The organism is Acetobacter indonesiensis, assembly GCF_000963945.1.
GTDB lineage: Bacteria > Pseudomonadota > Alphaproteobacteria > Acetobacterales > Acetobacteraceae > Acetobacter > Acetobacter indonesiensis.
Genome location: NZ_BAMW01000045.1, coordinates 185385 through 202308 on the forward strand (window position 1 = coordinate 185385; position 16924 = coordinate 202308).

Sequence of the window (16924 nt, forward strand, 5' to 3'; positions counted from 1 at the left end):
TTTCTTACTTTATCGCAGAAAATCACCGTTTTTAAGCCCGATAAACTGGGCATTATTCCGTAAAAATCCAAACGGTGTGGCATCTGTTCCTGTGAGGATGACAGAGGTATCAAATGTTCTGACAGTTTCAAGGAAAGCAGTGCGTCTGGCTTCATCTAGATGGACCAGTGGTTCATCAAGCAGGAGGATAGGGGGCGTGTCACGATGATCTGTTACCAGTCGGGCATGTGCAAGAATTAGGCCAAGAAGCATGGATTTCTGTTGGCCCGTACTGGCTATTGATGCGCTTTGCCCTGTTGTGAAGTCAGATAACGCAAAATCGCTTTTATGCGTCCCAATGGTGGAGCGTCCTCTCTCCTTATCCACGGGTCTTGATAAAGCGAATTGTTCTTTTAACCAGTCTTCAACCCATAAGGCCGGGTGGTTTTCCAGTTCTCGCGTTATGCTGCACTCAAGGCGAATATTTGCAATTGGGAAATGCCCAGACTCATTTTGTGCAAATGTGCAGAGTTGCTGTGCCAAATCTGCACGTGCGGCGGCAATGGCAACAGCGTGTCGTGCCATTAAAACTTCAAGACCTGCAAGCCAACTCTGTTCGGAATAGCGCGTTTGAAGAAGCTTATTTCTTTGAGCCATAGCGCGATCATAAGCCATAAGCTGTTTGGCATGATTGGGCGTTACGGCCATGACCAGTCGGTCAAGGAAGCGCCGCCGGCCTGACGCGTTTTCGCTGAACAGGCGGTCCATTTGCGGGGTTATCCAAACAGCAGAGAGGTTATTATCCGTAGCGTCTCGATTGCGTATGGTTTTACCATTGAGCAAAACTATACGCCTGCTGCCGTCCGTTTCGGGGGTTACGCCTGTTGCTAAGTCAACAACATCGCCGTCGGGGGACGATATGCGGGCGGAAATCCCCCACTCTGCGGCTCCATTTTGCCCGAGAAGAGGAAGGGCTGCCCGGCGTAGACCTCGCCCTGGTGTCAGTAGCGAAATGGCTTCCAGTAAATTGGTTTTGCCGCTGCCATTTTCACCAGTAAGAACAACAAGGGGGTTTTCTGGCTCCCAGACAAGTCGTTCATAGTTACGGAAATGAGTAAGCGTAAGTTTCAGAAGACGGGGCATATTTGATTATGCTGCTTTTTTCAAAAGCGTCACCAAACATGCCTTTCTTTGGTTCTTCCGTATTTTTAGTCGATGCTTCAAAGCGTTAGAGCGTGTATTAAGGGCAAGGCGTTCTTTTACACGCGCATAGGCATCAGCACATATAAAGCTGATGGAGCATCGACATCCCGGACAATGGTTGGGGCTGCGCTATCAGAAAAAGCGAATTCGACATCTTTTTCAACCTGATCTGTGATGTCATTCAGGTAGCGTGCCTGAAACCCTATTTCCAATGGCTCTGAATCATAAGAAATACGATTATCGTCCAATTCTTCTTTGGCCATTCCTTGCTCAGGGCTGCTGGCTGAAAGTGTGAGCAGACCGGGTTCAAGAACAAGCTTAACCGGACGTGAACGTTCCTGACTAATGGCGGCGACACGTGCCACAGCATCGGAAAAGTCTTTTTTGCCGACACGGAGGATGCGTGTGTTATTTTTAGGAATAACGCGATCGTATTCTGGGAATGTGCCGTCAATCAGCTTGGACGTAAGCATAATGGAGCCAGCAGTGAACTGAACGCGTGTTTCAGACAGCGCTACTTCAATTTCTTCAGGTGCTTCGTCAATGAGTTTGCGCAATTCAGCAACCGTTTTGCGCGGAATGATAATTCCCGGCATAGACGCGGCACCGTCAGGCAGGTCAGTCTCTACGCGCGCAAGACGATGCCCGTCTGTTGCAACAGCTCGTAACAAGGGCGCGCCATCGGCCTCTGTTGAGTGAAAGTAGATCCCGTTCAGGTAATACCGGGTTTCTTCCGTAGAAATAGCAAAGCGAGTGCGATCAATTAGAGAGCGCAGAACACTCGATTTCACCTTGAAACGGCACGGCAGTTCCCCTGCCCCCATGGATGGAAAGTCATCCACGCTCAATACGTTCAGGCGGGTTGCATATCGGTCAGCACGTAGATGAAGCGGTGTATCACCCTCAGCTTGGTCCAGTTCAACCTGAACATTGTCGGGCAGTTTACGAACAATCTCATACAGAACTGACGCTGGTGCAGTGGTAGCCCCTTCCCGCGTAATGGTTGCGGGAATAACTTCGACAACTTCAATTTCCATGTCAGTCGCCTTCAGGCTTAACTGACCATCCGCCGCGTGAATAAGGACATTGGCGAGGATCGGGATCGTGTTGCGCTTTTCCGCCACACTCTGGATGTGCGCCAAAGCTTTGAGCAGTGTTGCGCGATCAGCCGAAAACTTCATCTCTGTCTCTTCCCTGCATACCTGCCCCCAGCGGGAATTCTCGGGAGGCGGACATATTCTTGCTGAAACCTATCAGCAGGCCTGATTCAGTCAATCCTACAGCCTGCAAATAGAAGCGGCAACTCTTAGAAAATATTGGACAATCAGCTTTCCAGCATCCGGCGCATCAGTTCCACGTCTTCTGCAAATGCCGCATCTCGCTCCATCAGTTCCGCTACACGAGAGACAGCATGCATTACTGTTGTGTGGTCACGGTTGCCAAATTTGCGTCCGATTTCAGGTAGGGAGCGACTTGTAAGCTGTTTGGCCAGATACATGGCAACCTGCCGAGGGCGAGCAACGGCACGTGCGCGGCGGGCAGAAGACATATCCGTCAGTCGGATATTCCAGTGTTCTGCCACTTTTTTCTGAATTTCTTCAATCGTGACGCGCCGGTCGTGTGCTTTCAGAATGTCATGAAGGACATCTTGGGTGGCTTCCAAGGTAACAGGCCGCCCAAACAAATTCGCATGAGCAATCAGCCTATTCAGTGCGCCTTCAAGCTCACGGACGTTAGACGTGATTTTATGAGCCAGAAATTCCAGTACCTTTGCAGGCACGACAACGCCAGATGCAGCTGCTTTTGCTTCCAAAATGGAGATACGCAGTTCAAAAGTTGTGGCGTGAATATCAGCAACCATACCGCACCCAAGGCGCGTGCGTAGCCTGTCTTCAAGGCCAGATAAATCAGAAGGCGATTTATCCGCCGAGACAACAATCTGGCGTCCTGCATCAACCAGAGCATTGAAGGTATGGAAGAATTCTTCCTGCGTGTTGTCTTTGCCGATCAGGAATTGCAGATCGTCAATCATCAACACATCAACCGAGCGAAGTTGCTCCTTGAATTCCATCGTCGACTGGGAACGAATGGCTGCAATAAAGCGGTACATGAACTTTTCAGCAGACATATAGGCAACAGAAACATTGCCTCGCTGAAGCAATTCGGCTCCGATTGCATGCATCAGGTGTGTTTTACCCAATCCAACACCGCCATAGAGAAACAGTGGGTTGAACCCCACGCTTGATGGCTTTTCCGCAACGCGTCGGGCGCATGCATAGGCAAATTCGTTTGGTTTCCCGACCACAAAAGTATCAAACGTGAAACGCGTATCAAGGGACGCGACAATATCGCTTTTGACCTCAGGAGTGGTGCGGCCAGTATCTTCAGGTTCTGAAGGAGTGTTCGCTGTTGCTGGTGTGGGATTTTCTTCAAGCAGTAGCGCGGTTGGGGCTGTTGGGTCGCCGGGACGGGCAACCTGAAGCTCAACGCGCCGAATGGATGAGACCTCCTGGTTCCATAATTCGCTCAGGCGGTCACCATACTGACTGCGGACCCAATCCCGCAGAAAACGGGTAGGCAGAAGCAGAGTGATTTCGTCGCCATCTACCGGGCCAAGAGCAATTTTGGTCAGCCAAGTACGATACTCGACCTCACCAACTTCTCCCTTAAGCTTTGAACAAATGCGTAACCACGATTCCTCGGTAGCCTTGCTGTCGTCCAGATGTGAGAAGGCGCTTTCATCATCGTCCACTCCGATTGTCATCTATGCTCCCGAGCGGTCATAACGCACAGTTTCCTATGCATGATTTACGATAACGGTTCCGCTTGTGCGAAAACCAGGCGGCCTTTTCCGGCAAATCTCATAGCCGCCATGAATGGCAACAGTACCGAATAACTGCAGGTTGTTTCTGCCTTGAGACTATCTGCCAGAAATAATGCAGTGGCGGCGGGCGGGCAACGAAAAATTATCGTCATTTTTCATCGCATCCGCAGTGCCAACTGAATGCCATAAAAAACAAAGCCGAATCATCTATCCGATGATTCGGCTTTGTTTGAACGTAAATTAAGGCAGCCGTTTACACGGCCTCCAGAACTCAGGCGCTAGCCAGAGCTTTTACGCGGGCAGAAAGGCGAGAAATCTTACGAGCAACCGTATTGTGGTGGATAACACCTTTGGTTGCAGCACGCTGGATTTCTGGCTGTGCTGCACGAAGGGCGGCACGTGCTTCTTCCTGATTGCCAGAAGCGATTGCGGTTTCAACCTTCTTGATGAAGGTGCGCATACGAGACTTGCGAGCAGTGTTACGAGCAGTCCGCTTAGCGGTCTGCCGGATGCGCTTACGCGCTGAAGCGATATTCGCCATGAGTTCTATTCTGTCCAGCACAAAAAATGAGCGGCGTCGCGGCGTAATGCCACGTCGGCCAAAAGAGTAGCGGTGCTGTAATCCACAGCAGTGTGTGCAGTCAAGTATCTTCCTGAATGCCAGCCTGAAAATTAAGCAATTTTCTGCCGTATTGGGCAGAAAAAGGTTGAGCGCCCGGCCTGTGTAATCTGCTCCACCCCAGTGCACCCTGGGTGTTTTGGGCAGTCGGGGCATGGTAAGCCTTTGCGGCCATATACGCGCCAGGCATGTTGAAAGTAACCAAGACCTCCTTCTGGCCTTACATAATCTTTAAGGCTTGAACCGCCAGCCGCAATGGCTTCTTCCAGGACAGTCTGAATGGCTTTGGTTAACAGCTTGATCTGCTGCTTTTTTAGAGATCCCGCTTCGCGCTCAGGATGGATGCCGGCACGATATAGTGCTTCGCACACATAGATATTGCCAAGACCAGCAACCACTTTCTGGTCAAGGAGCACCGTTTTTATAGAAGCGGATTTTTTAGCAAATGCCTTTTCCAGTGTGGTGGAGGAAAAAGCAGGCTCCAAGGGTTCTGGTCCCATCCCCTTTAGTAGCCGATAGGACTCTTCCTGCTCTGTCTCTACCAAATCGATCATGCCAAAGCGTCTGGGGTCGATGAAAGCACATCGTTTCCCGTCCTCGGTTACGAAAACGACATGCTCATGCGGTGCGGCCATCGCCGCAGAATCGAGTACGATGCGTCCAGACATCCCAAGATGAAGGACAATCGTTCGATCTCCCGATAAGCGAATGAGAATATATTTTCCCCGACGACGAAACCCGATGACGCGTCTGCCTGAGACCGATTGTGAAAAATCGGCAGGAATCCGCCATCGCAAATCGTCCCTGCGCACGATGACGTTCTGAATTATGTGGCCTTGCAGAGCAATCTGCATTCCACGCATCACGGTTTCTACTTCTGGGAGTTCCGGCATGAGTAAAAAGCAGGGTATAGGGTATGTCCATGACCGACAATAGCTTTGCGCCCTCCCGTGTTTCTTCCGCATCGCAGGCAGAAGAAACTGATTTCGGCTTCCGCTCCGTTCGGAAGGAAGAAAAGAAACCTCTTGTCCGTGCGGTGTTTGATAGCGTCGCAGGAAAATATGATGTCATGAACGACATTATGTCTCTCGGCATTCATCGTGTCTGGAAACGTATTTTCGTGACTGAACTGGGTCCTCAACCCGGTCTGTCTCTGCTTGATCTGGCTGGCGGCACGGGGGATATCACATTCGGGTGGCTCAATGGCGGCGGTGGCCCTGCTATCATGACAGATATCAATGCCAGCATGCTTTCGGTCGGACGTGACCGAGCTGTAAGCCGGGGATTTGTGTCTGACCTATCCTTTTGTGTGGTTGATGCGGAAGCTATTCCATTGAAAGACATGTCGGTTGATCGCGTATCCATCGCCTTTGGCTTGCGGAACTGCACAGATAAGTTAGCGGTTATTCGTGAAGCTAAGCGCGTTCTACGGCCGGGAGGCCGTTTTATGTGTCTGGAATTCTCGCGAGTTCAGGTCGCAGCGCTCGCCCCAATTTACGATGCATGGTCTTTCAAGGTGCTGCCAGCAATGGGCAATCTGGTTGCGAAAGACCGTGATAGCTATCAGTATCTGGCAGAAAGCATCCGTATGTTTCCAGATCAGGAAACCTTGGCCGACATGTTCCGTGAGGCAGGCCTGTCTCATGTGCGGTATCAGTCGCTTTCTGGCGGAATAGCGGCCATTCATTCCGGCTGGCGTCTGTAACAGCTTATGTCCGAGCAACCTCGTCGATCCGTTCTCCTGATTGTCAGCGGGAGCATTGCTGCCTTTAAGGTGCCGGAACTGATTCGGTTGCTTCTATCTGACCATATAGATGTCAGATGTCTTTTGACTAAAGGAGGGAGTGAGTTTGTCACCCCTCTGACGCTTCAGGCATTATCTGCTAAACCTGTGCACACTGACCTGTTCTCTCTGACTGATGAACAGGAAATGGGGCATATTGCCCTTTCGCGATCGGCTGATCTGATTCTCGTTTGTCCAGCCTCAGCCAATCTTCTGGCGAAAATGGCAGCCGGAATAGCAGATGATTTAGCAAGTACCGTTCTATTAGCGACCGATGCTCCGGTTATGATCGCACCGGCCATGAACGTGCGCATGTGGCAACATCCAGCAACACAGTCGAATGTTGATGTGCTCACTCAACGTGGTGTCAATCTTGTGGCACCTGTTGAAGGCGCGATGGCCTGTGGGGAGTTTGGTCCGGGTCGCATGGCAGAACCTGTGGACGTGCGTGATGCTGTTGTCAGTTTCTTCCGTCATAAACAGCAGAACGAGGGTGCTCTTGCGTTCAAGCGTATTGTCGTGACCGCAGGGCCGACGCATGAGCCCTTAGACCCAGTTCGATATCTGGCCAACCGTTCTTCTGGTCGGCAGGGCTATGCCATCGCAGAGGCGCTTGCAGACTTGGGGGCTTCCGTCACTCTGGTTACAGGCCCAACAGACCTTCGTTCGCCGGCGGGTGTGACGATAATCCGGTGTGAAACGGCTCGTGAAATGCAGGCTGCGGTGAGTCGTCTTGAAAATCTGGATGCCGCGATTTGCACTGCAGCAGTCGCGGATTGGCGACCAGCCACGGAAGCTGGCCAAAAAATGAAAAAGAAGGAGCGAAATGATGCCCCTGCTCCCCTCCCCCTTGTTGCGAACCCAGATATCCTGGCAGAGATCTCTAGTTCCGGCTCCAGCAGGCCAACTCTGGTAGTCGGATTTGCAGCCGAGACGGAAAATGTTGAAGATTACGCGCGGGCCAAGCGTCTTCGAAAAGGATGCGACTGGATTGTCGCGAATGATGTCAGCCCAGCAGCAAATGTTATGGGCGGGCACGAAAATCAGGTCATTCTTATAACGTCTGATAGCAGCGAGCATTGGCCGCGTCTGACGAAAGAGGATGTCGCCCGTAGGCTTGCCATGACCATTGCAGACTGGTTTTCTAGCAAGACAGAGTATTAGAAAAATGAATGGAGTAGTAGATGCCCGTATCTGACCCCCGGTCTTCCGGCCTGACAGTGCGGGTACAGCGGCTTGCTCATGCTCAGGATTTGCCGCTGCCCAGCTATGCGACTGCGGGAGCGGCCGGAATGGATCTGATTGCGGCGGTTCAAGAGTCGTTAACTCTTCATCCTGGTGGTCGTGCTTTGGTGCCAACCGGTTTACGTATAGCATTGCCACCTGGTTATGAATTACAGGTGCGGCCTCGTTCTGGTCTGGCATTTAAAAATGGTATTATTCTGCCGAATTCTCCCGGTACCATCGACGAAGATTATCGTGGGGAGGTCGGGGTCATCATGCTGAATGCAGGCGATCAGCCGTTTGTCATCACGCGGGGTATGCGTATTGCGCAGGCCGTTGTTGCCCCGGTTGAGCGTGTGTCGTGGGATGAGTGTGACGAACTGGACGAAACCGAGCGCGGAACCGGCGGTTTTGGTAGCACAGGTACCGGCCTGCCATGACATCGGGCCGACCAGAAGTCCCCTTTAGGCCACAGGCATCTTCTTATGCGCTCCCTTTACGACAGTTTAATGGGGTTGATGCATTTTTACTGGTGTGTGTCGTCGGTGTGGCTGTTCTGGTCGGCAATAGTTTGGGGCACATGCTTACTCCCCTTTCTGCGCCCAATAATGTTGCGCCTCTTAATTTGGATTTATTCAATCTTCCAGGGTACGCATTTCGGACGACATTGCGCATGTTTGCGGCTTTAGTCGCAGCCCTCGCTTTCACGTTCTGTTATGCGACATTAGCGGCAAAAAATCGTCTGGCAGGGCAGATTTTGATCCCTTTGCTGGATGTCTTGCAATCTGTTCCAATTCTCGGATTTCTGGCTTTTACAGTCACATTTTTCCTGGGGTTGTTTCCGGGACGAGTTCTGGGTGCTGAACTCGCTGCGATTTTCACAATTTTTACCAGTCAGGCCTGGAACATGGCTTTTGGCATGTTTCAAGGCTTAAGAAGCGTTCCAACCGAGTTGGAAGAAGCGGCGCAGTGCTATGGTTTGACCGGTTGGCAGAAGTTCTGGAGACTGGAAGTCCCATGTGCCATTCCCTCTCTTGTCTGGAATTCGATGATATCCATGTCAAGCGGTTGGTTCATGGTTGTCTATTCTGAGGCAATTACCGTTGGTCACACCCGTATTATGCTGCCGGGCATAGGATCTTATGTAGGTGTTGCGATCAGTGAGCAAAATATAACAGCGATAATGGCAGCGGTGGCTGCAATGCTGGTGGTTATTCTTGCTTACGATCAGATCCTTTTCCGTCCTTTAGTCGCGTGGTCTGCTCGTTTTCGGCTGGAGGCCTCCGAACTATCTGAAGGGGCACCTGAACCGTGGGTTCTCAGGCTTTTACGGCATACACGCTTTCTCAATATTATTAGTGAGAGTGTTTTGCGTGGTGCTCGCAAGTTTGCCTCTTTGCCTTTAGGACGACGTTTTGCTCCATTGCGAGTTGGACACTCTGGTAAGCAGTCGAAAACACGAATGTGGGTATGGCGCGGTTTCGCAGCGCTTTGTTTTATTGCGGCACTCGAACAGGCAGTAATGTATGCGGCTACCTCTTACACATTCCACCAGCTTTTACAGGTCGGCCTGCTAGGGGGTATGACGCTTCTGCGCGTGATTAGCATGCTAGTGCTTGCCTCAATACTATGGGTGCCAGTCGGCATCTGGTTAGGCTTGAATCCGTCTCGTGCGCGTCGGGCGCAGTTAATTGTTCAATATTGTGCTGCGTTTCCTGCTAATCTTTTCTATCCAATATTTGTCTGGGGAATTGTACATTTCCAGCTTGTACCTGATATCTGGCTTACACCCCTCATGATATTGGGCGCTCAGTGGTATATTTTATTTAACATCATCAATGGTGCGTCTTTATTTCCCGGTGCGCTGCTTGAGGTTGGGCGTAATTTCAACGTGCGCGGCTTTTTGTGGTGGCGGAAAATCATTTTGCCGGGTCTGGTTCCCTACTACCTAACAGGGTTACTGGCCGCCTCGGGTGGAGCATGGAATGCCTCCATTGCATCAGAAATGGTGCAGTGGGGAAGTGTAACGTTAAGAGCCCATGGACTAGGCGCTTATATTGCGCAAGCTACCATAGATGGCTCGACCAGTCAGGTGGCGTTAGGTGTTGTGATGATGTCCATGATTGTCATATTTATGAACATTTTCGTATGGCGTCCGTTATCCGATTACGCTTATCGGCGTCTGAAATTTAGCTGACAGGATCTGTCATATGACTTTACCCTCTCCTGAATTTCAGAACGCACTGCGTAGGCCTGTTCTGGTCGAAGCGCGGCATGTGTCCCAAGCCTATCACAAGGACAGCGCTGTCGATCTACAAGTTCTGGATGACGTTAATTTCTCCATTCATGCAGGCGAAATTGTTGGGCTGCTTGGTCGTTCCGGGTCGGGAAAATCGACATTACTTCGCATTCTGGCGGGCTTATTGTCGCCAACATCTGGCGAAGTCGTGTGGAAAGATCACCCTATTGAAGGGCCACAATCCGGCATTGCCATGGTCTTTCAGTCTTTCGCTCTTTTCCCATGGATGACCGTTGAAGAAAATGTGGCTCTGGGATTGGATGCTAAAGGTATTCAGGGTCAGGAACGTGATCGTCTAGTAGAAAATGCGATCAACCTGATTGGTTTGGGGGGGTACGAAAACGCGTGGCCGAAAGAACTGTCAGGCGGTATGCAACAGCGCGTCGGGTTGGCCCGAGCCCTAGTTGTACAACCTGATCTTTTGTTAATGGATGAACCGTTTTCTGCTTTGGATGTACTGACCGCTGAAAATCTACGCACTGATTTGGTTGAGTTGTGGTCAGAAAAGAAGCTACCTGTTCAGGGTATGCTGGTGGTGACGCATAATATTGAAGAAGCCGTCTTGATCTGCGATCGAATCATGATTTTTTCTTCTAATCCGGGCCGTATAGCCCATAACCTGACCGTACCGTTCGCTCATCCGCGCAATCGTGAAGATTTAGCCTTCCGTCAGTTTGTGGATCAAATCTACGCCCTTATGACGCAGAGGGCTCCGATAGTTTCTGAAGCAGATATGGCAATTGGTGTGAAACAGTCTAATTCCGGCACACCAGCTTTTATGGCGCTTCCCTCGGTTTCCATCACCATGATGATTGGCATGATGGAAGCACTTGCTGCGCCGCCATTAAATGGGCGCGCAGATCTGCCTATGTTGGCTGAAAAATTGCAGCTTGAGTTAGATGATCTCTTCCCACTGGGAGAGTCATTGGAGCTTTTGCGGCTGGCTGAGCTAGAAGATGGGGACATCATTCTAACCAATGAAGGTGTGCATTTCGTATTAAGTGACATGGATGAGCGTAAGGCGATTATGGGGCATGCGCTCATCCATAATGTGCCTTTGGTCAAAATGATCCGGAATGTGCTGGACGAGCGCCCGACTCATAGTACGTCAGCCGAACGATTTCGTGATGAAATGGGGGCAACTATGTCCCCCGATTATGCACGTCAAACGCTTCAGACAGTCGTTGGATGGGCCCGTTTTGCTGAACTGTTCGACTTTGATGAAGAAGGAGATCGCTTCTATCTTGAAGAAGATAATGCAGAATAAAGCGAATTTCTACGCTGCATAACGATCGGAGAAAAGCTTACGCATTTTTGCAACTTTTGGTGCAATGACAGCAGTGCAGTAACCCGTATTGGGGTTAAGCTCATAATAGTTATGATGCATTTGCTCTGCTGACCAAAATGCTGATAGCGGAGCAATTTCAGTAACTAATTTTCCATCCCATATATTGGCAGTTTCGATTTCTGACTTTACCTGAAGAGCGGCTGTTTTTTGCTGCCCATTCTCGTAAAAAATGACAGAACGATATTGTGTTCCAACGTCATTGCCTTGCCGATTGAGTGTTGTTGGATCATGCAAGGTAAAGAAAATTCTGAGAAGATCCTGATAGCTTATTACAGTAGGGTCGAAAGTGATCTGAACAACCTCGGCATGACCCGTATCACCTGAGCAAACCTGTTTGTAAGTCGGGTTTTCTGTATGGCCACCGGCATATCCTGGGACCATGGACAGGATTCCCTTCATGCCTTTTAAGGCTGCCTCCACGCACCAGAAGCATCCGCCACCAATGACTGCAACTTCGGACATTTTTCTTCTCCTGAAAGGTTAAAATCTCTTGCTGCGTGGTTGGCCGGAGCAAACTTACGCTACTCCGGCAAAATAATTTTTTAGCCTATCCGGGCAAGAGCTGCTTTCAATCGCTGACATTCCCCTTGCTGTGCCGTCAGGCGCTCATGCATCTCTTGCACGATTTCTGGTTTTGCGCGGGCAACAAAGTTTTCGTTCGACAGTTTTTTCTCTGTCTTGCTTACCTCATCTTCTGCTTTTGCTAAGTCTTTTTTCAGGCGATCCTGTTCTGCTTGAATGTCAATCAAACCTTCAAGCGGAATAATGACAGTTGCCTCATCAACCACAACCTGCGCGGAACCGCGAGGAACATCCCCTTCTAGTGCAGCAATATGAGACACACGCGCCATTCGGCCGATTGCCTCTTTCCAATTTTCCGCACGAGCAACTGTTTCAGGCGTAGCATCTTTCAGAAAAACGGGAGCCATTTGTGAAGGTGGTACGTTCATTTCTGAACGAACTGCCCGAATTTCCGAAATCAAACGAATAATCTGATCACATTCAGAACGTGCAGAAGATGCGTCAGCCAGGTTAACGGGGGTAGGCCATGTTTCGTTAATCAGGCTTCCTTCCGGTCCATAGCCAAAAGCATGCCACAGATCATCCGTCACAAACGGCATGACAGGCTGCAAGAGCCGTAGAATGACACCTAGAATATAGGCCGCCACCCCACGGATTTCCGCAGATTCTTCGGTATTGCTTGAAGCGAATACGGGTTTGGCGAATTCCAAGAACCAGTCACAGAAGCGATTCCACACAAACCGATAGCAAGTCAGTGCATAATCGTCGAAACGGTAAACTTCTAACGCGTTCGTTGCTTCCTGAATAGCGACAGACGCTTCCCCAATAATCCATCGGCCCAAGGCTGATTTCACGGTTGTTGGGTCAAAATCTTGCTGGGCTTTTACACCGTTCATTTCGCAAAAACGTGCAGCATTCCAGATTTTCGTAACGAATGCCCGGTAGTCTTCAACCTTTTTACGGCCGAGTTTGACGTCTCTTCCAATCCCTGTCAGTGCGCAAATGGTGAAACGCATAGCGTCCGCCCCATAGGCATCAATCAGTTCAAGCGGATCAATACCATTTCCTTTGCTCTTGGACATTTTCTGTCCACGTTCATCGCGGACCAATCCATGAATGAAAACATGCCGAAACGGCACATCTTTCATGAAATGCTGGCCCATCATAACCATCCGGGCAACCCAGAAAAAAATGATATCAAACCCTGTGACCAGCACATCGGTGGGATAGTATCGGTCAAGCTCTGGTGTTTTGTCTGGCCATCCCAACGTTGAGAATGGCCACAGGCCAGATGAAAACCACGTATCAAGAACGTCTTCGTCTTGAGTGAGTTGTTCCAGCTTCCCGTAATGTTTTTCGGCCTGTTGTTGAGCGTCTTCTTCATCGTGCGCAACAAACACATGACCATCGGGCCCATACCACGCAGGAATGCGGTGCCCCCACCATAACTGGCGGGAAATGCACCACGGTTGAATATCTCGCATCCATGCAAAAAACGTATTTTCCCACTGCTTGGGAACAAACGTTATTTTACCGCTGGTGACAGCTTCCACCGCTGGGCCTGCCAGTTTCCCTGCATCACAATACCATTGCGTTGTAAGCCGAGGTTCAATGACAGCTCCCCCACGTTCAGCATGAGGTACCTGATGGCGATGAGGTTCTATTTTTTCCAGATATCCGAGGGCTTCGAGTTCGGAAACAACTGCTTTCCGAGCATCTTCGCGTGACAGGCCGCCAAGGGACTTCACAAATTCTGGATAAGCCACCCCTTCAACGGCGACAAGTTCCCCTTGAACGTCGTCCAATGTAATGCGGGCTTCTTCATCAAGCACGGACAGCATTGGTAAGTTATGTCTGCGGCCAACTTCAAAATCGTTAAAGTCGTGTGCAGGAGTGATTTTAACTGCACCAGTGCCTTTTTCTGGGTCTGAATAAGAGTCTGCAACAATAGGAATCAGGCGGCCTGTCAGAGGAAGACGAACTGATTTACCAATAAGCCTCGAATAACGCTCGTCATCCGGATTTACCGCGACGGCAACGTCCCCCAGCATTGTTTCTGGACGCGTAGTGGCAACCGTAATGCTGGCGTCATCCATCCCATCTATAGGATAACGAATATACCACAGGCTGCCTGATACATCTTTACTTTCAACTTCAAGGTCGGAAATGGCCGATCTGAAAACAGGATCCCAGTTTACCAAGCGGCGATCACGATAGATCAAGCCTTCTTGATAAAGGGTTACAAAGACTTCCCTTACAGCCTTTGAAAGCCCTTCATCCATAGTGAAACGCTCACGCGGCCAGTCAAGGGAGGCGCCCAAGCGACGCAACTGACGGGTAATTTCACCACCTGACTCTTCTTTCCATTGCCAGACCCGTTTTGTAAATGCGTCTCGGCCTAGTTCCTGCCGTGTTACGTTCTCTTTGGTCAGAGCACGTTCCACAACCATTTGCGTAGCGATGCCAGCATGGTCAGTACCGGGTTGCCAAAGAGTGTCGAAACCGAGCATTCTTTTCCAACGTACTAAGGTGTCCTGCAGCGTCATGGTCAATGCATGACCCATATGAAGCGTACCGGTTACGTTAGGCGGCGGGATCATGATGGTGAAAGGTTTTTTCCCACTTTCAGGCTGAGCTGAAAAAGCGCGCTGGCTTTCCCACAGGGCATAAAGGCGCTTTTCAGTTTCAGCAGGTTCAAAAGTCTTATTCAGCATCATATCCAACCAGATAACGTAAAAAAGGCGGAAGGCATGCTATGCCCCCGCCCCAGCAGAGTCGAACAACCCTGCCTTGCATGCAGGAAATACAGGATCACTCTCTCCTTCCCAACTACCAGGATAATCAGGAAGGAAAAGATGAGAGGCTTAAAGGCCGCGTTGTGTAAGCCGCTCAACTTCCTTACGGACAGACGCCTGCACAATGCTGGCAAGGTTCGCATCCAGCCATTTTTTCAGGAAAACGCGGACTTCCTGACGCACAATATCTTCAACGGTCAGAGAACCTTCATGTGTGATAGCCACTTTTCTCTCCTCATGCTCTCTCAGGTATTTTTCCTGAAGGGTTTTCTGCAGAACGGCAAATGAATTTCCGGTGTCGGAGATTGTCTCGTCATTCAGCGGGATAGGCAGGGAACCGGACATGTTTTGAGCCTTTTCAATCAGTTCAATTTGTCTGAGGTCAGTAACAGACAGAACCTCGTTGTCATCGGCATGTTCTGACAAAGAGAGGGACGACAAGCCCCTGCCCCCATCAACACCTGCGGTTCCATCCAGGCCATCTGCATGACTGTCATGCTCATGATTTATTGACCCTGAACCGGCTTGCTGTCCAGCCCGAGTTTTATCGTCTGTAATAGCAAACGATATTTTCTGACTTTCCTGCGATGATGCGGTGTCCATCATTGCAGGAGAGAGAACTAAAACCGCATCATCTTCTTCAGGGGCGTCTGGCTCAGTCGTATGTTTCTTTTTATCGGGCAGTGATGAAGCCGGTTGCTCATTTTGTAGAATCTGCCTGATTGAAGACAGCACATCGGCAACTGATCGATCGCTACCGTCAGGGCTTTGAGATGATGCCATCAAGAAAATTCCTGTAAAAACAGCGTCAAAAAATTATCGACCCGGTTGATTGGTCGCGTAATCGTTTATACCCCATAGCCGGTCTTTCACAGCCTGATAATAAGCTTTGTCGTCATAAAGGGGAACATTAAGTTTGAGATCAGCAGCCGTCAGCCGCCCTACAGCCGATGCCACGTTGTAGGATGCCAGAACCATGTTACTAAGGCTTTGAACAAGCGCAACTTGAGCCTGGAGTAACGTCTCTTGCTGCTGCAGGACTTCTAGAGTCGTGCTGGTACCTACAATTGCTTGTCGCTCAACCCCATCCAGCGCGATGGTGCCTGCTCTGATAGCAGCGCGATTGCTGGATATTGCGGCTTGATAGGAAACCAACTTCTGCCAGTTTGAAACCGCGTCCTGCGCGGCTGTGCGTCGTTGAATATCAACCTGCCGGTGGGCAACTTGGACTTGCTGCTTGGCTTGCCTTACCGCTGCATATTCAGAGCCGCCCTGATAAACGGGAATGTTGAAGTTCAACATTGCATATTTATTTTCGTCGATCTGGTGATTTAGGCTCTGGTTGATTTGCCGGGTATAGGCGGCTGTCGCAGAAATTTTTGGCATGATGGCTGCAATTGCTACCGATACAGCATCTTTTTGCGAGGACTCAGTAAATAGGGCGTTAATGACGTCAGGGTTATTTCGAACAGCCATAGCTGCAGCAGTTTGTTCGTTTTTAACAGGAAGAACAAGAGGTTGCGGCGGAACAAGATTTGGTGGTGGGGCCATGCCCACAATTTGCATGTAGGTAGCCTGTGCCGTCTGCAATGTCCCTTCAGACTGCTGTCTTGCGGCCTTCGCCGTGGCGTAAGCTGATTCTGCCTGAGCAACGTCTGTACGCGTGATTTCGCCTACCCGGAAACGTTCATTGGTAGCGCGCAACTGCTGCTGCAGAACGCGTTCGTTATTAATGTTCAACTGTAGGAGTTGTTCATCCTCAATCACGCTGACGTAGGCGTTCACCACATTCTTGAAAACTTGCTGCTCAACAGAGATCAGGTTTGCGCGGGCTGCCATCACCTTATTGACAGCTTGGTGAGTTGAGGCAGTTGTTTTCCCCCCTGTATAAAGGGGCTGGTTAATAGTTACACCCGCAGTGTAACCGGGTGTATCATATTTTCTAAGATAGCCAGGTTGGTCAGCAGTGCCCTGATAATCATTAACCCCCTTATAGTAACTAAGGCCTACGTTCCCTGTTACAGTGGGGCGCCAGCCAGCCAAGGCTGTAGGCACTTGCTCGTCCGTTGCTCTCAGCGTGGCCCGAGCCTGCTGTAAAGTGGGATTGGTCAGATATGCAGACGCCAGAGCCTCTTGCAGGGTATGCGGTATAAAAGTCGGAGATCCACTGCCGTCATATTTCTGAGCCCAAGCTGTAGAACTGCATAGCAGGGCTGTCAGTCCTATGCTCACGCCGCAAATACGCTTCATGTGCGTCTCCTACTCAAATTACGCATCGTTTTTTAACCATGCACTACATGGCACGATGTGCTGTCTATTTCTATCATT

At 50.2% G+C, this 16924-nt stretch carries 14 protein-coding genes; 5 read left to right on the plus strand and 9 right to left on the minus strand.

Going from position 1 to position 16924, the window contains the following annotated elements; all coding sequences use genetic code 11:
- Positions 1 to 9: 9 nt before the first annotated feature.
- The 5 genes from recF to mutM form a co-directional block, all read right to left on the minus strand.
- Positions 10 to 1122 (minus strand): DNA replication/repair protein RecF, encoded by a 1113-nt coding sequence (gene recF, locus Abin_RS11145; protein ID WP_048846877.1) that lies wholly within the window; start codon positions 1120 to 1122, stop codon positions 10 to 12.
- 116 nt (positions 1123 to 1238) lie between these two features.
- Positions 1239 to 2363, minus strand: a complete 1125-nt coding sequence (dnaN, locus tag Abin_RS11150; protein WP_048846879.1) for a DNA polymerase III subunit beta — start codon at positions 2361 to 2363, stop codon at positions 1239 to 1241.
- A 143-nt stretch (positions 2364 to 2506) separates the two neighbouring features.
- On the minus strand, positions 2507 to 3946 hold the full coding sequence (gene dnaA / locus Abin_RS11155) for a chromosomal replication initiator protein DnaA (RefSeq protein WP_143217146.1): 1440 nt from the start codon (positions 3944 to 3946) through the stop codon (positions 2507 to 2509).
- 331 nt (positions 3947 to 4277) lie between these two features.
- On the minus strand, positions 4278 to 4547 hold the full coding sequence (gene rpsT, locus Abin_RS11160; protein WP_048846881.1) for a 30S ribosomal protein S20: 270 nt from the start codon (positions 4545 to 4547) through the stop codon (positions 4278 to 4280).
- Between the two features lie 131 nt (positions 4548 to 4678).
- Entirely contained in the window at positions 4679 to 5518 is an 840-nt protein-coding gene (mutM, locus tag Abin_RS11165) for a bifunctional DNA-formamidopyrimidine glycosylase/DNA-(apurinic or apyrimidinic site) lyase (protein ID WP_048846884.1), read from the minus strand.
- 29 nt (positions 5519 to 5547) lie between these two features.
- Between mutM and Abin_RS11170 the strand changes: the two genes are divergently transcribed.
- The 5 genes from Abin_RS11170 to Abin_RS11190 are packed head-to-tail and all read left to right on the plus strand — an operon-like array spanning position 5548 to position 11198.
- A complete protein-coding gene (locus Abin_RS11170) occupies positions 5548 to 6330 on the plus strand; it encodes a class I SAM-dependent methyltransferase (protein ID WP_048847098.1) in 783 nt (260 codons plus the stop codon).
- Between the two features lie 6 nt (positions 6331 to 6336).
- Positions 6337 to 7572, plus strand: a complete 1236-nt coding sequence (gene coaBC / locus Abin_RS11175) for a bifunctional phosphopantothenoylcysteine decarboxylase/phosphopantothenate--cysteine ligase CoaBC (protein ID WP_048846886.1) — start codon at positions 6337 to 6339, stop codon at positions 7570 to 7572.
- Between the two features lie 20 nt (positions 7573 to 7592).
- Positions 7593 to 8072 carry a dUTP diphosphatase gene (gene dut / locus Abin_RS11180; RefSeq protein ID WP_048846888.1) on the plus strand — a complete coding sequence of 160 codons (480 nt, stop codon included), beginning with the start codon at positions 7593 to 7595 and terminating at the stop codon, positions 8070 to 8072.
- Complete coding sequence (locus Abin_RS11185; RefSeq protein WP_048846890.1) at positions 8069 to 9829, plus strand: ABC transporter permease; 1761 nt, start codon at positions 8069 to 8071, stop codon at positions 9827 to 9829. Before dut ends, Abin_RS11185 begins: the two co-directional genes overlap by 4 nt.
- A gap of 13 nt (positions 9830 to 9842) precedes the next feature.
- On the plus strand, positions 9843 to 11198 hold the full coding sequence (locus Abin_RS11190; protein WP_084593596.1) for an ABC transporter ATP-binding protein: 1356 nt from the start codon (positions 9843 to 9845) through the stop codon (positions 11196 to 11198).
- 9 nt (positions 11199 to 11207) lie between these two features.
- Here Abin_RS11190 and msrA read toward each other — a convergent pair whose 3' ends face one another.
- The 4 genes from msrA to Abin_RS11210 all read right to left on the minus strand — a co-directional run bounded on the left by msrA (position 11208) and on the right by Abin_RS11210 (position 16846).
- Positions 11208 to 11741 (minus strand): peptide-methionine (S)-S-oxide reductase MsrA, encoded by a 534-nt coding sequence (msrA, locus tag Abin_RS11195; protein ID WP_048846892.1) that lies wholly within the window; start codon positions 11739 to 11741, stop codon positions 11208 to 11210.
- An 80-nt stretch (positions 11742 to 11821) separates the two neighbouring features.
- On the minus strand, positions 11822 to 14515 hold the full coding sequence (locus Abin_RS11200; protein ID WP_048847103.1) for a valine--tRNA ligase: 2694 nt from the start codon (positions 14513 to 14515) through the stop codon (positions 11822 to 11824).
- Between the two features lie 150 nt (positions 14516 to 14665).
- Positions 14666 to 15379 carry a DUF2497 domain-containing protein gene (locus Abin_RS11205; RefSeq protein WP_048846894.1) on the minus strand — a complete coding sequence of 238 codons (714 nt, stop codon included), beginning with the start codon at positions 15377 to 15379 and terminating at the stop codon, positions 14666 to 14668.
- A gap of 33 nt (positions 15380 to 15412) precedes the next feature.
- A complete protein-coding gene (locus Abin_RS11210) occupies positions 15413 to 16846 on the minus strand; it encodes a TolC family outer membrane protein (protein WP_048846896.1) in 1434 nt (477 codons plus the stop codon).
- Between the last annotated feature and the right edge of the window lie 78 nt (positions 16847 to 16924).

Coding starts and splice junctions, on each gene's coding strand:
- recF (WP_048846877.1), bottom strand. CDS start 1,122: ATGCCCCGTCTTCTGAAACTTACGCTTACTCATTTCCGTAACTATGAA.
- dnaN (WP_048846879.1), bottom strand. CDS start 2,363: ATGAAGTTTTCGGCTGATCGCGCAACACTGCTCAAAGCTTTGGCGCAC.
- dnaA (WP_143217146.1), bottom strand. CDS start 3,946: ATGACAATCGGAGTGGACGATGATGAAAGCGCCTTCTCACATCTGGAC.
- rpsT (WP_048846881.1), bottom strand. CDS start 4,547: ATGGCGAATATCGCTTCAGCGCGTAAGCGCATCCGGCAGACCGCTAAG.
- mutM (WP_048846884.1), bottom strand. CDS start 5,518: ATGCCGGAACTCCCAGAAGTAGAAACCGTGATGCGTGGAATGCAGATT.
- Abin_RS11170 (WP_048847098.1), top strand. CDS start 5,548: ATGACCGACAATAGCTTTGCGCCCTCCCGTGTTTCTTCCGCATCGCAG.
- coaBC (WP_048846886.1), top strand. CDS start 6,337: ATGTCCGAGCAACCTCGTCGATCCGTTCTCCTGATTGTCAGCGGGAGC.
- dut (WP_048846888.1), top strand. CDS start 7,593: ATGCCCGTATCTGACCCCCGGTCTTCCGGCCTGACAGTGCGGGTACAG.
- Abin_RS11185 (WP_048846890.1), top strand. CDS start 8,069: ATGACATCGGGCCGACCAGAAGTCCCCTTTAGGCCACAGGCATCTTCT.
- Abin_RS11190 (WP_084593596.1), top strand. CDS start 9,843: ATGACTTTACCCTCTCCTGAATTTCAGAACGCACTGCGTAGGCCTGTT.
- msrA (WP_048846892.1), bottom strand. CDS start 11,741: ATGTCCGAAGTTGCAGTCATTGGTGGCGGATGCTTCTGGTGCGTGGAG.
- Abin_RS11200 (WP_048847103.1), bottom strand. CDS start 14,515: ATGCTGAATAAGACTTTTGAACCTGCTGAAACTGAAAAGCGCCTTTAT.
- Abin_RS11205 (WP_048846894.1), bottom strand. CDS start 15,379: ATGGCATCATCTCAAAGCCCTGACGGTAGCGATCGATCAGTTGCCGAT.
- Abin_RS11210 (WP_048846896.1), bottom strand. CDS start 16,846: ATGAAGCGTATTTGCGGCGTGAGCATAGGACTGACAGCCCTGCTATGC.